This window comes from Microvirga sp. P5_D2 (genome assembly GCF_054049475.1).
In genome coordinates, this window is record NZ_JBFUMH010000029.1 from 16473 (window position 1) to 30452 (window position 13980).

At 63.4% G+C, this 13980-nt stretch carries 15 protein-coding genes; 3 read left to right on the forward strand and 12 right to left on the reverse strand.

From position 1 onward, the window contains the following. Window positions 1-81 precede the first annotated feature (81 nt). From yacG to ACXJKO_RS10720, 6 genes are all read right to left on the reverse strand, one after another. On the reverse strand, window positions 82-285 hold the full coding sequence (yacG, locus tag ACXJKO_RS10695; protein WP_457091071.1) for a DNA gyrase inhibitor YacG: 204 nt from the start codon (window positions 283-285) through the stop codon (window positions 82-84). Between the two features lie 21 nt (window positions 286-306). Then, window positions 307-957, reverse strand: coding sequence for a Maf-like protein (locus ACXJKO_RS10700; protein WP_457091072.1), 651 nt, complete (start codon window positions 955-957; stop codon window positions 307-309). 94 nt (window positions 958-1051) lie between these two features. Next, window positions 1052-1903 (reverse strand): CDP-alcohol phosphatidyltransferase family protein, encoded by an 852-nt coding sequence (locus ACXJKO_RS10705; RefSeq protein WP_457091073.1) that lies wholly within the window; start codon window positions 1901-1903, stop codon window positions 1052-1054. A gap of 114 nt (window positions 1904-2017) precedes the next feature. Beyond that, entirely contained in the window at window positions 2018-2761 is a 744-nt protein-coding gene (locus ACXJKO_RS10710; protein ID WP_457091096.1) for a phosphatidylserine decarboxylase, read from the reverse strand. Between the two features lie 15 nt (window positions 2762-2776). Beyond that, window positions 2777-4690 (reverse strand): ABCB family ABC transporter ATP-binding protein/permease, encoded by a 1914-nt coding sequence (locus tag ACXJKO_RS10715; RefSeq protein ID WP_457091074.1) that lies wholly within the window; start codon window positions 4688-4690, stop codon window positions 2777-2779. A gap of 78 nt (window positions 4691-4768) precedes the next feature. Continuing rightward, complete coding sequence (locus ACXJKO_RS10720; protein WP_457091075.1) at window positions 4769-6031, reverse strand: LysM peptidoglycan-binding domain-containing protein; 1263 nt, start codon at window positions 6029-6031, stop codon at window positions 4769-4771. A gap of 128 nt (window positions 6032-6159) precedes the next feature. On the opposite strand from ACXJKO_RS10720, the gene ACXJKO_RS10725 reads away from it, so the two are divergent. Further along, window positions 6160-6768 carry an LOG family protein gene (locus ACXJKO_RS10725; RefSeq protein ID WP_457091097.1) on the forward strand — a complete coding sequence of 203 codons (609 nt, stop codon included), beginning with the start codon at window positions 6160-6162 and terminating at the stop codon, window positions 6766-6768. Between the two features lie 7 nt (window positions 6769-6775). On the opposite strand, the gene ACXJKO_RS10730 is transcribed toward ACXJKO_RS10725, so the two are convergent. From ACXJKO_RS10730 to cysS, 4 genes are all read right to left on the reverse strand, one after another. Beyond that, a complete protein-coding gene (locus ACXJKO_RS10730; protein ID WP_457091076.1) occupies window positions 6776-7225 on the reverse strand; it encodes a DMT family transporter in 450 nt (149 codons plus the stop codon). A 214-nt stretch (window positions 7226-7439) separates the two neighbouring features. Next, complete coding sequence (gene cimA, locus ACXJKO_RS10735; protein ID WP_457091077.1) at window positions 7440-9035, reverse strand: citramalate synthase; 1596 nt, start codon at window positions 9033-9035, stop codon at window positions 7440-7442. Beyond that, window positions 9032-9541: an N-acetyltransferase family protein gene (locus ACXJKO_RS10740; RefSeq protein WP_457091078.1), complete on the reverse strand. Its 510-nt coding sequence runs from the start codon at window positions 9539-9541 to the stop codon at window positions 9032-9034. Before ACXJKO_RS10740 ends, cimA begins: the two co-directional genes overlap by 4 nt. Further along, on the reverse strand, window positions 9541-11010 hold the full coding sequence (gene cysS, locus ACXJKO_RS10745; protein WP_457091079.1) for a cysteine--tRNA ligase: 1470 nt from the start codon (window positions 11008-11010) through the stop codon (window positions 9541-9543). The genes ACXJKO_RS10740 and cysS overlap by 1 nt, the downstream gene beginning before the upstream one ends. 294 nt (window positions 11011-11304) lie before the next feature. Here cysS and ACXJKO_RS10750 point away from each other — a divergent pair, with 294 nt between their 5' ends. Further along, window positions 11305-11631, forward strand: a complete 327-nt coding sequence (locus ACXJKO_RS10750) for a hypothetical protein (protein ID WP_457091080.1) — start codon at window positions 11305-11307, stop codon at window positions 11629-11631. 106 nt (window positions 11632-11737) lie between these two features. Here the strand turns inward: ACXJKO_RS10750 and ACXJKO_RS10755 are convergent, their stop codons facing one another. Next, window positions 11738-12244 carry a CreA family protein gene (locus ACXJKO_RS10755; protein WP_457091081.1) on the reverse strand — a complete coding sequence of 169 codons (507 nt, stop codon included), beginning with the start codon at window positions 12242-12244 and terminating at the stop codon, window positions 11738-11740. A gap of 60 nt (window positions 12245-12304) precedes the next feature. Next, the gene (locus ACXJKO_RS10760) at window positions 12305-12688 is read right to left on the reverse strand and encodes a VOC family protein (RefSeq protein WP_457091082.1); all 384 of its coding nucleotides are present in this window, start codon (window positions 12686-12688) and stop codon (window positions 12305-12307) included. Window positions 12689-12841: 153 nt separating this feature from the next. Between ACXJKO_RS10760 and ACXJKO_RS10765 the strand changes: the two genes are divergently transcribed. Further along, window positions 12842-13966 carry a DUF2865 domain-containing protein gene (locus ACXJKO_RS10765; protein ID WP_457091083.1) on the forward strand — a complete coding sequence of 375 codons (1125 nt, stop codon included), beginning with the start codon at window positions 12842-12844 and terminating at the stop codon, window positions 13964-13966. Window positions 13967-13980 lie beyond the last annotated feature (14 nt).

The window sequence follows — 13980 nt, forward strand, 5'->3', positions numbered from 1 at the left end:
GTGCGCGTCGTGGAGGCGTGTATAGTCAGACCAGCTGACGATGTCTAGCACTCCCTCCAAGAAAAATTGGGGGGAGGAAACTTATCTGTCTTCCTGGTCGTCCTCGTCCCTGTCCTCAGCGCCTTCGACGGCCGGGATGGCGTAGTTGCCCGAGAGCCAGCGATTCAGGTCCACGTCGGCGCAGCGCTTGGAGCAGAAGGGCTTGAACTCTTCCTTCGTCGGCTTGCCGCAGATCGGGCACTTGCCGGAGGATGCCAGGGGGTTGTTCTCGTTGGCGGGGTCCATCGTTCTTTCCTCACGCCGGAATCAGGCGGCGTCGAGCCAGCTGAAGCGCACGGGGAAGCCCTCGCCGTCGAGGAGGGCCACGCTTTCATAGAGCGGCAGGCCGACCACGTTGGTGTAGGACCCCACGAGCTTGACTACGAAGGTGCCGGCAAGGCCCTGGATGGCGTAGCCGCCCGCCTTGCCGCGCCATTCGCCGGAAGCGAGATAGCGCTCGAATTCCTCGCGGGAGAGGCGCTTGAAGCGCACCCGCGTCTCCACGAAACGCTCGCGGAACGAATCCTTGGGCGTGATGAGACAGACCGACGTGTAGACCCTGTGGGCGCGGCCCGAGAGAAGGCGCAGGCAGCCGGCGGCCTCGTCCACCACCTCGGCCTTGGGCAGAATGCGCCCGCCCGCCACCACCACCGTGTCGGCGGAGAGGATATAAGAATCCTTCAGGTCGTCGCGGTTGCGCGCGGTCTTGCGGGCCACCTCCGCCTTGGCGCGGGAGAGGCGCTTGGCCAGATCCTTCGGGCTTTCGTTCTTCAGGGGCGTTTCGTCCACATCGGCCGGCAGCAGAGCATCGGGCTCGATCCCGGCCTGCTGCAGCAGCGCCAGCCTGCGGGGCGAGGCGGAAGCCAGGATGAGCTTCGGACGCGGGCTGGAATTCGACACCTCAGAGGATGACGCCACTTTAATCTCCACGCTCAAGGGCTTTGAAGCCTTACACAAATTTTATTCTTAAGGCCTCAAGCCCGGTCACAACATGGCACGGAGGCTGAGTGAATCAAGCTGGAGGCAGTTCGTCATCCACCGGCGGCTCAGGCTGGGCGGGGCCATTCTCCAGATCCGCGCGGTCGAGCTTGCGGTAGCGCATCACGCCGATCGGGATCGTCAGCAGGAAGAGAACGGTGCCGAGGGCCAGCATTTCGAAGGGGAAGCTGAGAAGCAGGCCGAATGCCGCCACCGACAGGACGAAGATCGGCAGGACCCAATGGCGCGGCACATATTTGCCCATGGTCTTGCCCGAATAGGTCGGCACGGTGGACACCATCAGGAGACCGATGCCGACCACGTAGATCAGTATGACGGGGGCAACCGAGGAATCCTGGATCGAGACGCCCAGGAAGGACAGGTAGAGCGGCAGCAGGGCGCACAGGGCGCCCATGGGGGCCGCCATGCCCACGAAGAAGTTCTTCTTCCACTCCGCCCGGTTGGGATCGTCGATCATCACGTTGAAGCGCGCGAGCCTGAGCGCCGCCGCGATGGCGAGAACGAGGGCTCCGATCCAGCCGACCGAGCGCAGCTCGTGCAGGACGAAGCTGTAGAGGATCAGGGCCGGCGTCACGCCGAAATTGAGGAAGTCGGCCAGGGAATCGAGCTCCGCGCCGAAGCGGGAGGTTCCCTTCAGTAGCCGGGCGATGCGCCCGTCCACGCCGTCGAGCATCGCCGCCACGATGACCGCGATGACCGCATGCTCATAGCGCCCCTCGAAGGCGAGGCGGATCGCCCAGAGCCCCAGGCACAGGGCGATCAGGGTGATGATGTTGGGGGCGATCATGCGGAACGGGACCGGCTTGAAGAGCCGCTTGCGCGACTCGTCCGGGTCCGGGGCGAAGGGTGGGAAAAGATCACTCATGGCGCAAATCTAGGAGGAGCCGCCTTTACCGGCAAGCAGAGCTGGGCGGTTTGCCCGTGGGAGAGAAGCGCAAACCGCTGTGGACAGTTCCACAAAGCTCGCCGGAAAAGGACCCTAGCCCACCCGGTACTGACGGGCCGGCTCGTTGGCGGTGAGGTCCGCCAGCACCGTCTCACCCGCCACTGCCGTCTGGCCGAGGCCGACGAGGACATGGGCGTTCATGGGCACATAGATGTCGAGGCGCGAACCGAAGCGGATGAGGCCGAAGCGCTCGCCGGTGCTCAAGGATTCGCCGATCTTGACGAAGGAGACGATGCGGCGCGCCACGAGGCCCGCGATCTGCACGACGCCGATCTTGGTGCCCGCCGTCTCGATGACGAGGGCGTTGCGCTCGTTGTCCTCGCTCGCCTTGTCCAGCTCGGCATTGAGGAACAGGCCGGGCGTGTACAGGATCTGCGTGATGCGGCCAGCCACGGGAGAGCGGTTCACGTGGCAGTCGAACACGTTCATGAAGACCGAGATGCGGGTCATCGGCTCAGGCGGCAGGTCGAGCTCGGCCGGGGGCACGGCGGTGGTGATGAGGTTCACGCGCCCGTCGGCAGGCGAGATCACGAGTCCCTCACGGACCGGGGTCACGCGCGGCGGATCGCGGAAGAAGTAGCACACCCACACCGTGAGGATGGCGCCGACCCAGCCCAGCGGCGACCACAGCCACGCCAGGACGATGGTCGCAAACAGCGCGATCAGGATGAAGGGATACCCTTCCTTGTGGATCGGGACGAGGATGCGGCGCATCGATGCCAGGATGTCGTTCATGCTTTTTGAAACCTTAACTCGGGTTAACTCACCGGATGGCAGGAGAGAGCGCTCGCGTCAACCTGCCACGCTTTCCTTAGACCTCTCCTCCTCTTCCGCCCGCTTGAGGGTTTCGCGGGCCTGATCGGCCTCGCGTTGACGGTTCCACATGGCGGCATAGACCCCGCCCTGGGCCAGAAGGGAACCATGATTGCCCCGCTCGACCACCCGCCCCTGGTCAAGCACGATGATCTCGTCGGCGCCGATCACGGTGGAGAGGCGGTGGGCGATGACGAGCGTGGTGCGGCCCCGGCTGACCCGGTCGAGGGCGTCCTGGATTTCCTTCTCCGTGAAGGTATCGAGGGCGGAGGTCGCCTCGTCGAGCACCAGGATCGGCGGTGCTTTCAAGATTGTGCGGGCGATGGCCACACGCTGCTTCTCGCCGCCCGAGAGTTTGAGGCCGCGCTCGCCGACGGGCGTATCGTAGCCTTCGGGCAAGGCGGCGATGAAGCGGTCGATCTGCGCAAGGCGCGCTGCCTCCCTCACCTCTTCCTGCGTCGCATCCCAGCGTCCGTACTGCACATTGTAGCCGATGGTATCGTTGAACAGCACGGTATCTTGCGGAACCATGCCGATGACGTTGCGGAGCGAGGCCTGCTGAACGTCGGCGATGTTCTGTCCGTCGATGAGAATGCGGCCGCTCGTGGGTTCGTAGAACCGGAACAGCAGGCGCGAGATGGTGGACTTGCCTGCGCCCGAAGGCCCGACGATGGCGACCGTGTGGCCCGCCGGAACCTCGAAGCTCACGCCCTTCAAGATCGGACGCTCGGGGATGTAGGAGAAGTGCACGTCCTCGAAGCGCACGACGGCCTGTTTCACATCGAGCGGCTTCGCGCCCGGCTTGTCCTGGATTTCCGGGTTGCGCTCGATGATATGGAACATGTCATCGATGTCGATGAGCGCCTGCTTGATCTCGYGATAGAGCATGCCCATGAAATTCAGCGGGATGTAAAGCTGCACGAGCATCGCATTCACGAGCACGAAGCTGCCGATGGATGCGCGCCCGGCCATGATGTCCCGCGCGGCGAGCACCATCACGATGGCCATGCCGATGGAGAAGATCACGGCCTGACCGGCATTGAGCACGGCAAGCGACGTGTAGGTCTGCGTGGAGGCTTTCTCGAAGCGCTCCATCGAGCGATCATAGCGCGCGGTTTCGCGCTTCTCGGCGCCGAAATACTTCACCGTCTCATAGTTCAGAAGCGAGTCGACCGCCTTGGTGTTGGCGTCCGTGTCGGAGTCGTTCATCTGCCTGCGGATCGAGATCCGCCACTGGGTCGCCTTGTAGGTATAGGCGAGATAGATCACCACCATCACGAAGACGACGAGCGAATAAAGCCAGTTGAACTCCCATGCCAGAAGCCCGAGCACCAGCACGAATTCGAAGATGGTGGGCACGAGCGTCAGCACCATGAGGCGCGACAATTCCTCAATGCCTTCGCGGCCACGCTCGAGCACGCGGGTGAGACCACCGGTCTTGCGCTCGAGGTGAAAACGCAAGGACAGGCGATGCATGTGCTCGAAAGTCTGGAGCGCAAGATTGCGCACCGCATGCATGGCCACCTTGGCGAAAAGGCCGTCGCGCACCTGAGTGAGCACCGCCATGAGGATGCGCGTGATTCCGTAGATGGCCGTCAGCAGGATCGGCGCTCGCCAGATCCATGAGCCTGAAGTTGCCGCCGCCTCGGCACCCTGCCCGCCTCCGTTCGTGACGGCAACGAGCGCGTCCGTCGCCCATTTGAAGGCGAAGGGGGTCACCATGGTCACGCCCTTGGCGACGAGCAGCAGGCCGAACGCCAGGAAGACCCGTCGCTGCAGGTCCGGCCGGCCATGGGGCCACAGATAGGGCCAGAGCTTCGACCAAGTATCGGCCAAGCCGCCAGGCTTGCGCGGGGAGGCGCTCGTCACGGGAACGGCAGTGTTGGGGGGCATCGTAAGAGAATCCGAATGTCGCGTCGGACCTCGATATAAGCGATGCGGGCGCTGAATTCACCCTTTTCCGGAGAACGATCAGTTGATCTTCTGATCCTGATTCGTCGGCAGAACGAACACCTGCCCTGGATAAATCAGGTTCGGGTTGCGGATCTGGTCCTGGTTCGCCCCGTAGATGACCGTGTAGCGCACGCCCTGGCCGTAGATTCGCTGGCTGATGCGCCAGAGATTATCGCCCCGGGAAACGATGGCCGTGTTGATATTCGGGATCACGACGGTGCCTGCCGCCGCAACCTGGGCCTCCGGTGTCGGCTTGGCTGTGCTCTGCGGCGTGGCCGCAGGAGCCTCGGGCTCGGCGGAGGCTACTTGAGCCGGCACGTTGAAGCCGACCTCTGCGCGGGATTTCACCTGTCCCGAGACGGGGTCCACATCGTCGAGGCGAATCCGGTACTCGCCCGGCCGCACGCCGCTGCCGATGGAGAAGGACAGCTTGCCGTCTCCGCCCGCGCCGCCGGGGGCGATGAGGCTCTCGTTGAGATAGAGGCGCACCGTCGCGCCTGGGGCAGCTTGGCCGGAGACGAAGAGCTTTCCGTCCTCCGATTCGACAGTCACGATTTTGATCTCGGGCCGGGGCGTCGGCTGTGCCGGCGCAGCAGGCGCCGGCGGCGTGGCGCTGGCCTGCTGCTGTGGAACGGGCTGGGCTGCAGGCTCCGCAGGCTTCGGCTCGGCCACCTTGGGCTCCGGCGCCTTGGGCTGCTCCGCGACCTTGGGCTCGGGAGGCTCGGGATTGGACAGGAGCACCGTGGGCTGATCCGGCGAGGCCAGGGTCACGAGGGGGCGGGTACCCGCCTTGTCGATCACCACCGTCACGGTCTGGGGCGAGCGCTGGCGAACGCCATCCGGCGCGATGGATTGCAGCATCACCTGATGCGAGCCCGGCGGCAGGGACGGCGGGACGATGGCAAACAGGCCCGAGGCATCGGCCACGGCGCGTGCATGGACCTGATCGCCCCGCAGAAGCTCGATTGTCGCACCCGGCGCCGCACGCCCGGCGATGACGCTCTCCCCGTTGGGCTCCACGCGGACCAGATCGAAGGATGGCACGATGGGCGCATTGGCGGGCTTCGCCTCGGCCTTGGGCTCGGGCGGTTTTTCAGCGACGGCTTTTGGCTCGGGTTGCGCGGGCTGCTGCGCCGTTACTTGTGGGGAATTGCTTGCTTTTGTGGGCTCGAAACCGCCCGGCAATGCCCAATAGAGGGCACCCACAAGCACGGCGACGACACCGGCGGCGATTGCCCCGATGATCGCGATTGTTCCCCTGTTTTCAGTCGGCTGCGCCATGATGCCTTTTCTCAACCCGGCACTTTCATGCATTTAAGCCGTTTATCTTTCAAATGGCTACGGCCATAAAGGAAGAATAAATGTTTCATGATCCAGCGCGGGAGGCACCCCGCCTCCCCGAAGTGAAAATGTCAGCGACCAAGCCTATCAAATCCATCTGTGTGTATTGCGGCTCCGGCTTCGGAGACGACCCCGTTTTCGCTGAAAATGCGGCGGCATTGGGTCGGTCCATGGCCGAGCAGGGAATCAACCTCGTTTATGGCGGCGGCAATGTGGGCCTCATGGGCACCGTGGCCCAGGCCGTTCTCGACCACGGCGGTTATGTCACGGGCATTATCCCGGACTTCCTGAAATCCCGCGAGCGCCTGCTCGACCAGGTGCAGGAAACCATCGTCGTGCCCGACATGCACACCCGCAAGCGCCTGATGTTCGAGAAGGCCGACGCCTTCGTGGCCCTGCCCGGCGGCATCGGAACGCTGGAAGAGCTCGTGGAGCAGATGACCTGGGCACAGCTGGGCCGTCACACCAAGCCGATCCTGATGCTGAGCACCAAGGGCTTCTGGAAGCCGCTTCTCACTCTTATCGCCCATATGCGCGACCAGGGCTTCATCCGCCCGGGGCTCGAACTCAACTATCTCGTGGCCGAGCGCGTCGAGGAGATCATTCCGATGGTCGAAGCAGCCGCGCGGCGGGTCGGCATCGTCGAGAACGCCGAGATGATCGAGACGAAGTTCTAAAACACCCTCATCCTGCGCGGGACAGCATGAGCCCGCCCAGGATCATCCCCGCCGCTAGAAGGCGCTGCCATGTGATGGCCTGAACCGGCAGGCCGAAGGCGCCGGTGGCGTCGAGTATGAGCGCTGCGGCGACTTGGCCGAGGATCAGCGCCGCGACGGTGCTCACCACGCCGAGCTGCGGCACGCCCCAGATCACCACGGCCACATAGAACGCGCCCAGCAACCCGCCGAGCCACGACCACCAGGGCGCAGCTGCAACCGCGCCGCCCGACGGCCAGCCTCCACGGAAGACGCTGATCACGGCGAGCACCAGAAAGCCGATCCCGAACGAGATGCAGGCGGCCAGAATGGGATCGCCGAGCGAGCGCGCCAGCGCGGCATTGATCGGCGCCTGCGAGGCCAGGAAAACGCCGCCTAGGAGGATGCCCGCGAGAGGCAGGAGGAGTGAGGGGTTCATGGGTTGTCTCGGTTGCTCATTGCAAATTTCATCCTGCATGTCTGACGGATGCTCCGCACGTCATCACCGGCCCTGTGCCGGTGATCCCGATTAGTTGTAGCGCCGCGCTCTTCGGATCGGGATGGCCGGGACAAGCCCGGCCATGACAGGAGAGGAAGCGCTTCAGCGAGCCAGACTGTATAGATGAGAGCTAGGGGATTGTGACCGGAGGGACTTAAAGCGTCGCCCCACCCTTCAACAGCTTGTAGATCATCGAATCCGTCAGCGCCTGGAAGGATGCGTCGATGATGTTGGGCGAGACGCCGATGGTGGTCCAGCGTTCTCCCGAGACGTCGGTGAACTCTATCAGAACGCGCGTCACGGCGTCAGAACCGCCCTGATAGATGCGCACCTTATAGTCCACCAGCTCCAGATCCTGGATCAGGTTCTGGTACTTGCCGAGATCCTTGCGCAGGGCCACGTCGAGCGCGTTCACCGGGCCGTTGCCTTCGGCTGCGGAGATGAGGATCTCGTCGCCCACGCGCACCTTCACGATGGCTTCGGACGCGGTGACGAGTTCGCCCACTGCGTTGAAGCGGCGCTCCACATTGACCGAGAAACGCTCGACATCGAAGAAGGCAGGCACTTCGCCGAGCATGCGCTTGACGAGCACGTAGAAGGACGCATCCGCGCCCTCGAACGCGAAGCCCTCGGACTCCTTGCGCTTCACCTCGTCGAGCACGCGTCCGATGCGCGGATCGCCCTTTTCGAGCGTGAAGCCGCAGCGCTTCAGTTCGGCGAGGATGTTCGACTGGCCGCCCTGATCCGACACCAGAACCTTGCGCGCATTGCCGACGATTTCCGGCTCCACATGCTCGTAGGTGCGCGGATCCTTCAGAACGGCGGAGGCGTGAATGCCCGCCTTCGTCGCGAAGGCGCTCGCGCCGACGAACGGTGCGTGGCGGTTCGGCTGGCGGTTCAGAATTTCATCGACCTGACGCGACACATGCGTGAGATCGCCCAACATCTCGTCGGAGACGCCCATATCGAAGCGGGAGGAGTAAGTGTCCTTGAGCTTCAGCGCGCCGATGATCGTGACGAGATTGGCATTGCCGCAGCGCTCGCCGAGGCCGTTGAGCGTGCCCTGGATATGGCGCGCGCCCGCCTCCACCGCAGCGAGAGAATTCGCAACCGCGCAGCCGCAATCGTCATGGGTGTGGACGCCCAGATGATCGCCCGGCACCACCTTCGTGACAGCCTGGACAATCTCGCTGACCTCATGAGGCAGCGTGCCGCCATTGGTGTCGCACATCACCACCCAGCGCGCTCCGGCCTCGTAGGCGGTTCTGGCGCAGGCGAGCGCGAAATCGGGATTGGCCTTGTAGCCATCGAAAAAATGCTCGCAATCGACGATCACCTCGCGCCCCTTGGCGCGGGCCGCCTCCACACTGTCGCGGATGCCGATGAGGTTTTCCTCCAACGTCGTCTCGAGCGCCACATGGACATGGTAGTCCCAGGCCTTCGCGACGAAGCAGATGGCATCGGCCTCAGCTTCGAGAAGCGCCGAGACGCCGGGATCGTTCGACACGGAGCGCCCTGCCCGCTTCGTCATGCCAAACGCCGTGAACTTGGCGTTCTTCGTGCGCTTTTCGGAAAAGAAAGTCGTGTCGAGCGGGTTGGCGCCGGGATAGCCGCCTTCCACGTAATCGATGCCGAGCCGGTCGAGCAGCGCGGCGATGGCCCGCTTGTCCTCCAGCGAGAAATCGACGCCCGTGGTCTGCGCGCCGTCGCGCAGGGTCGTGTCGAAGAGATAGACGCGCTCGCGGCTCATGAGGAGAATTTCCTGTCTTCGGCTGCCGTCAGGCGCTTTTCCATGGTGGTGGTCGCAAGCCACTCGTCGCCGAGGGACAAGGTGGTGCGGCGCTGCGGCTGGAATCCGTGCTTCTGGAAGAAAGGCTGCGCATTGTCGGTGACCTCACCGACGAGACGCGGCGCGTTACGCGCGCCGGCGAGCTTCTCGACAGCGTCGTAGAGCATCGTGCCGATGCCCTGTCCTGCTACGGCGGGATGCACATACAGGAACGCGATCAGCTCGTTGTCTTTCAGCGCGATGAAGCCGACGGGAGAGCCCTCCACGGTCGCGACAAGGGTAAGGCTTTTCGCCAGCGTCTCGGCGAAGTTCTCATCCTCGGCCTGCGCCATCCAGGCTTCCTGCTGCGCCTCGCTGTAATCCTCAGCCGTCAGCCCCTCGATGCTCGCCTGATAGATTTCGATGAGCAGCGGCAGGTCGGCGGGGAGAAAGGGACGAAGCCCCGGTTTCGGCAATGACTGTCCCATCAGCGTGCAACCTCCCAAGTGGTCGTGCCGTCCTTGTTGTCCTTCACCACGACCTTGAGGGATGCAAGCTCATCGCGGATGCGGTCGGAATCGGCCCAGTTCTTGGCGGCGCGCGCTTCCTTGCGCGCGGCGATCAATCTCTCGACCACGGCGGGATCGACGCAGAGCGCGGCCCGCTTGCGCGCCTTCCACGCATCGGCGCCTTCCAGAAGGAAGCCCATTGCGCGCAGGTTCGCGCCGAGTTCCTCGTACGCGCCCTGACTGTCGAGGGCATGCAGCTCCGCGAGCATCTTCGGCGTATTGAGATCATCGGCGAGCGCTTCGACGATGGAGCTAGAGAAGGCCATAGCCGAGCCGTGGCCGGCCTTTTCGTACCAGCGGTCGAGAATCTTCCGGCTTTCTTCCAGACCTGCCACCGTCCAATCGATGGGCTGGCGATAATGCGTGCGCAGCATGTTGAAGCGCAGCACCTCGCCCGGCCAATCCTTCAGCAGGTCATTGATGGTGAAAAAGTTGCCGAGAGACTTCGACATCTTCTCGCTTTCCACCTGCAGGAAGCCGYTGTGCATCCAGACATTGGCCATGCGCGGCGCATCGAAAGCGCAGCAGCTTTGCGCAATCTCGTTCTCGTGGTGCGGAAACACGAGGTCGATTCCGCCGCCATGGATGTCGAAGATCTCACGCTCCTTCGCATCGGTGCAGGTGATCCGCGTCTCGAAGGCCTGAATCAGGTGCTTCCACGCCATCGCCGAGCATTCGATATGCCAGCCGGGACGGCCCGGAGTCGCGATTCCTGCGGGAGACTCCCAGGAGGGATCCTTGGGGCCGGACGGCTTCCAGAGCACGAAGTCCATCGCGTCGCGCTTGTAGGGCGCCACATCCACCCGCGCGCCGGACAAGAGCTCGTCCAGCGAGCGCTTGGAGAAGGCGCCGTATTTCGGCACGCCGGAGAGCTTCTGCATCTCGGAGACGCTGAAGAGCACGTGCTCCTCGGCCACATAGGCGATGCCGCGCGCGATCAGCCGCTCGATGATCATGCGCATCTCGGCGATGTGCTCGGTGGCCCTCGGCTCGACGAAGCTCGGCGGCATTCCCGGCCGGTTCACGTCCTCCGGCATCAGCACGCCGAGCGCGCGGATATCCGCATGGAACTGCTGCTCGGTTTTCCGGGTCAGCTCGCGGATCGCCTCGTTGTACGGAAGGTCCGGATAATCCCTTGCGGCGCGGGCGTTAATCTTGTCGTCGACATCTGTGATGTTGCGCACATACGTAACGGCAGCTTCGCCATAGATTTCTCTTAACAGGCGAAAGAGAAGATCGAAGACGATGATGGGGCGGGCATTGCCGATGTGGGCGTAGTCGTAAACCGTGGGACCGCAGATATAGAGGCGCACGTTCTCAGGATCGATTGGGACGAACCCATCCTTCGACCGGGTGAGCGTGTTGTAGAGCTTCAACTGAGGCGCCATGAAACCAATTCCCTATCAGGCCACACAGGCCGGAGATTGGTTTCGATCTTGGAATCAGAACGAGACAGCTCCAGCCAGCGTGTGCGCTAGCCGCAAATAATCCCGGAAATGAGGATTGTTGCCATGTTCATGAAAGCATCAATGCCCTGTCAGCCTAAGGACGTCAAGGTTCCCATGCTGAAGAGCACAATCAATTTGCAGGAATGCAAGCAACGGGATTTAAGCATACTCGTTAGAGCTTTATTCACAGGCAATCGTGACAATACATCACGAGTTCAATCAAAGAGGTCATCTATGCGCCGCGCATATACAATGCTCGGGTTGGGTACAGCTGTGTTCTGCGCCGCCGCGTCCCTCACGCTTCTTCCCAACGACACTCAGGCCTCATCGTCCCAGGCCACCTTCATGGTACCCGCCGCAGACGGCTACGGCGTCGCGGAATGCCTGATTTCAAGCGACGCTTGTGGCCAAGTTGTGGCAAATACCTGGTGCGAAGCCCAGGGCTACGTGAAGGCGGTCTCGTTCCGCCAGATCGACGCCGAGGAAGTGACGGGCTCGATCCAGAAGGCATCGATGACCACAGGCGAGCACCGGCCCATTTCGATTACGTGCTCGAACTGAGCAATTCCCAATTTTGCATAATGGCCGGGCTCGTCCCGGCCATTTCCTTTTGCCTGTCTCCACACCTTAGACCTCATCAGGATGAGGATGGTGTAATAATTTCCTGTTACTTATTCAGCCACTCCCCGCATTTCGGCGGCACTTCGGTGCCCCAGGGCATCAGCGGCACGGTCGAGGTCGAGTTCTTGGGTGAGCCCTCGATGGGACGGTCGGAATAGACCATGTAGACCAGGGTGTTGCGCTTCGCGTCGCAACCCCGGACGATCTGCATCTTCTTGAAGATCAGTGACCGGCGCTCGCTGAATACGATGTCGCCCTGCCCGAACCGCTGCTTGATCTTCACCGGCCCCACCTGACGGCAGGACAGAGAGATGTCGGACACCTCCTCGGCCACGCCGAAGGTGCCCGAGATGCCGCCGCGCTCAGGGGTCGTGTAATGGCAGGCGACGCCCTCTACGAGCGGGTCGTCGATGCCATAGACCGCGAGCTTGTCGTCCGGCGTCAGGGCGCGCCAGACCGTAGATTTCTTGAAGATCAGATCCGGCTCCTGGGCCGCGACACCGGAGGCCGCGCCGACGATGAGGGCCAAAGCCAGAGCGATACGAGCGAACATTGTTTACAGTCTCCCACTGTTACGCTGTCATGTGGGGATGCCTGGCCGCTTTGGCGAGGCCTATTCGGCGTGGTGGCTGCAGATGCAGATCTTGTTGCCGTCGAGATCACGGAAATAGGCCCCGTAGTAGTTTTGGTGATAATGCGGCCTTAAGGCAGGCCCGCCCTCATCCGTGCCGCCCTGCTCTATTGCCGCCGCATGACAGGTGTCCACAAGCGCCCGTCGCACGGCCAGGAGGGCGATCATCGCGCCGTTGCCCACGGAGGGCTCTCGCCCATCGAAAGGCTGCACGACAAGGAATTGCGGCCGCCCGCCCGGCAAGCCGTATCCCACCATGCCGTCGTCCTCGAACCGGACTTCGAGACCAAGAGGCGCCAGGACGATATCGTAGAAGGCCCTGGCCCGGGCGAGGTCATTTGCCCCGATGGTCGTATGGGAGTACATGCAGGGTCTCGATCGGGAATCGCTTCTGATGGGAAGGCTATGAGGCTTTCCCGGGGGCGGGCAAGGCATTAATCACAATAGGGTCAAATTCCGACGGCACATGACCAATCTGGCAATGACGCCTTCTGACGATCCGGTTCTGCGATACGCTTGATGACAAAGACATCTCTCCTCCGCTCCCTTGTCGCCGTGATGGCCTTTCTGGTCGCCGGCGAAGCCGCCTTGGCCCAATCGCCGGAATGCCAGCGCTTTCGGGCAGAGCTGGCGAACCTGGACCGCAACCGGGGTGGAGCGCCGACTGGCCAGATGCAGGCGCAGCGGGCCGAGATCTCCCGTCTTGCCCGGTATTATTCCTCCATTGGCTGCGAGCGCGGCCCCCTTGGCTTCTTTTCCGGCCCCGCCCCGGCCGAGTGCCCCGCCATCGCCCAGCAGATCCGCCAGCTCGAGGCCGGCTATGCCCGCCTCGCCGCCCAGGCCGTCGATCCGGGGGATGTGGAGTTCCGCCGCCGCCAGTTGCAGGCCGCGGTTCAGCAGACCTGCTCCACCGACCAGCCGCGCGGCTTCTTCGAGACCCTCTTCGGCCCGCCGCGCAGCCAGCAGCCTCAGCAGCAGATCATGCCGGAAGGCCAGCCGATCATCGCCGATGAAGGCCCGCGCTCCATGGGCGGTGGCCGCCTGATCTGCGTGAAGTCCTGCGACGGCTCGTTCTTCCCTCTCACCACACCTCCGGGCGGCGGGCAGAGCGCGGACGAAATGTGCCAGGCCCTCTGCCCCGGCACGGAAACCACCGCCTTCGCCTATCCGGGCGGTGACGACGGCCTTTCCCGCGCGGCATCGCTGTCGAGCGACAAGCCCTATACGTCGCTCGCCAACGCCTTCAAGTTCCGCAAGAGCTTCGACGAGAGCTGCGCCTGCAAGAAGCAGGACGAGAGCTGGTCCGTGGTTCTGCGCAAGGCGGAAAGCATGCTCGATCAGCGTAAGGGCGACATGATCGTGAGTGCCGAAAAGGCGGAGGAGCTTTCCCGCCCCAAGGCCGTCCAGGCCCGCAAGGCCGCCGAGAAGAAGGCGGACGAGGAAGAGAAGGCCGCCGCCGAAATCGCCGCCGCCGCTCCGACCGCCAGCAAGGAATCCGCAGGTATCGGCCCGCAATCCATCGAGAACACCGCCGTCGTGGGCGAGAACGAAGGCTCGCAGCGCGAGGTTCAGACCAGCACCGGCAAGAAGACGGTGCGCGTGATCGCGCCCGACCTGATCCCGGTGCCCAACCCGCAGAATTGATTGCTCAAACGTTC

Excerpts from the sequence above, each read along its gene's own strand:
- yacG (WP_457091071.1), bottom strand. The coding sequence starts at position 285 with ATGGACCCCGCCAACGAGAACAACCCCCTGGCATCCTCCGGCAAGTGC.
- ACXJKO_RS10705 (WP_457091073.1), bottom strand. The coding sequence starts at position 1,903 with ATGAGTGATCTTTTCCCACCCTTCGCCCCGGACCCGGACGAGTCGCGC.
- ACXJKO_RS10720 (WP_457091075.1), bottom strand. The coding sequence starts at position 6,031 with ATGGCGCAGCCGACTGAAAACAGGGGAACAATCGCGATCATCGGGGCA.
- ACXJKO_RS10725 (WP_457091097.1), top strand. The coding sequence starts at position 6,160 with ATGTCAGCGACCAAGCCTATCAAATCCATCTGTGTGTATTGCGGCTCC.
- ACXJKO_RS10730 (WP_457091076.1), bottom strand. The coding sequence starts at position 7,225 with ATGAACCCCTCACTCCTCCTGCCTCTCGCGGGCATCCTCCTAGGCGGC.
- cimA (WP_457091077.1), bottom strand. The coding sequence starts at position 9,035 with ATGAGCCGCGAGCGCGTCTATCTCTTCGACACGACCCTGCGCGACGGC.
- ACXJKO_RS10740 (WP_457091078.1), bottom strand. The coding sequence starts at position 9,541 with ATGGGACAGTCATTGCCGAAACCGGGGCTTCGTCCCTTTCTCCCCGCC.
- ACXJKO_RS10750 (WP_457091080.1), top strand. The coding sequence starts at position 11,305 with ATGCGCCGCGCATATACAATGCTCGGGTTGGGTACAGCTGTGTTCTGC.
- ACXJKO_RS10755 (WP_457091081.1), bottom strand. The coding sequence starts at position 12,244 with ATGTTCGCTCGTATCGCTCTGGCTTTGGCCCTCATCGTCGGCGCGGCC.
- ACXJKO_RS10760 (WP_457091082.1), bottom strand. The coding sequence starts at position 12,688 with ATGTACTCCCATACGACCATCGGGGCAAATGACCTCGCCCGGGCCAGG.
- ACXJKO_RS10765 (WP_457091083.1), top strand. The coding sequence starts at position 12,842 with ATGACAAAGACATCTCTCCTCCGCTCCCTTGTCGCCGTGATGGCCTTT.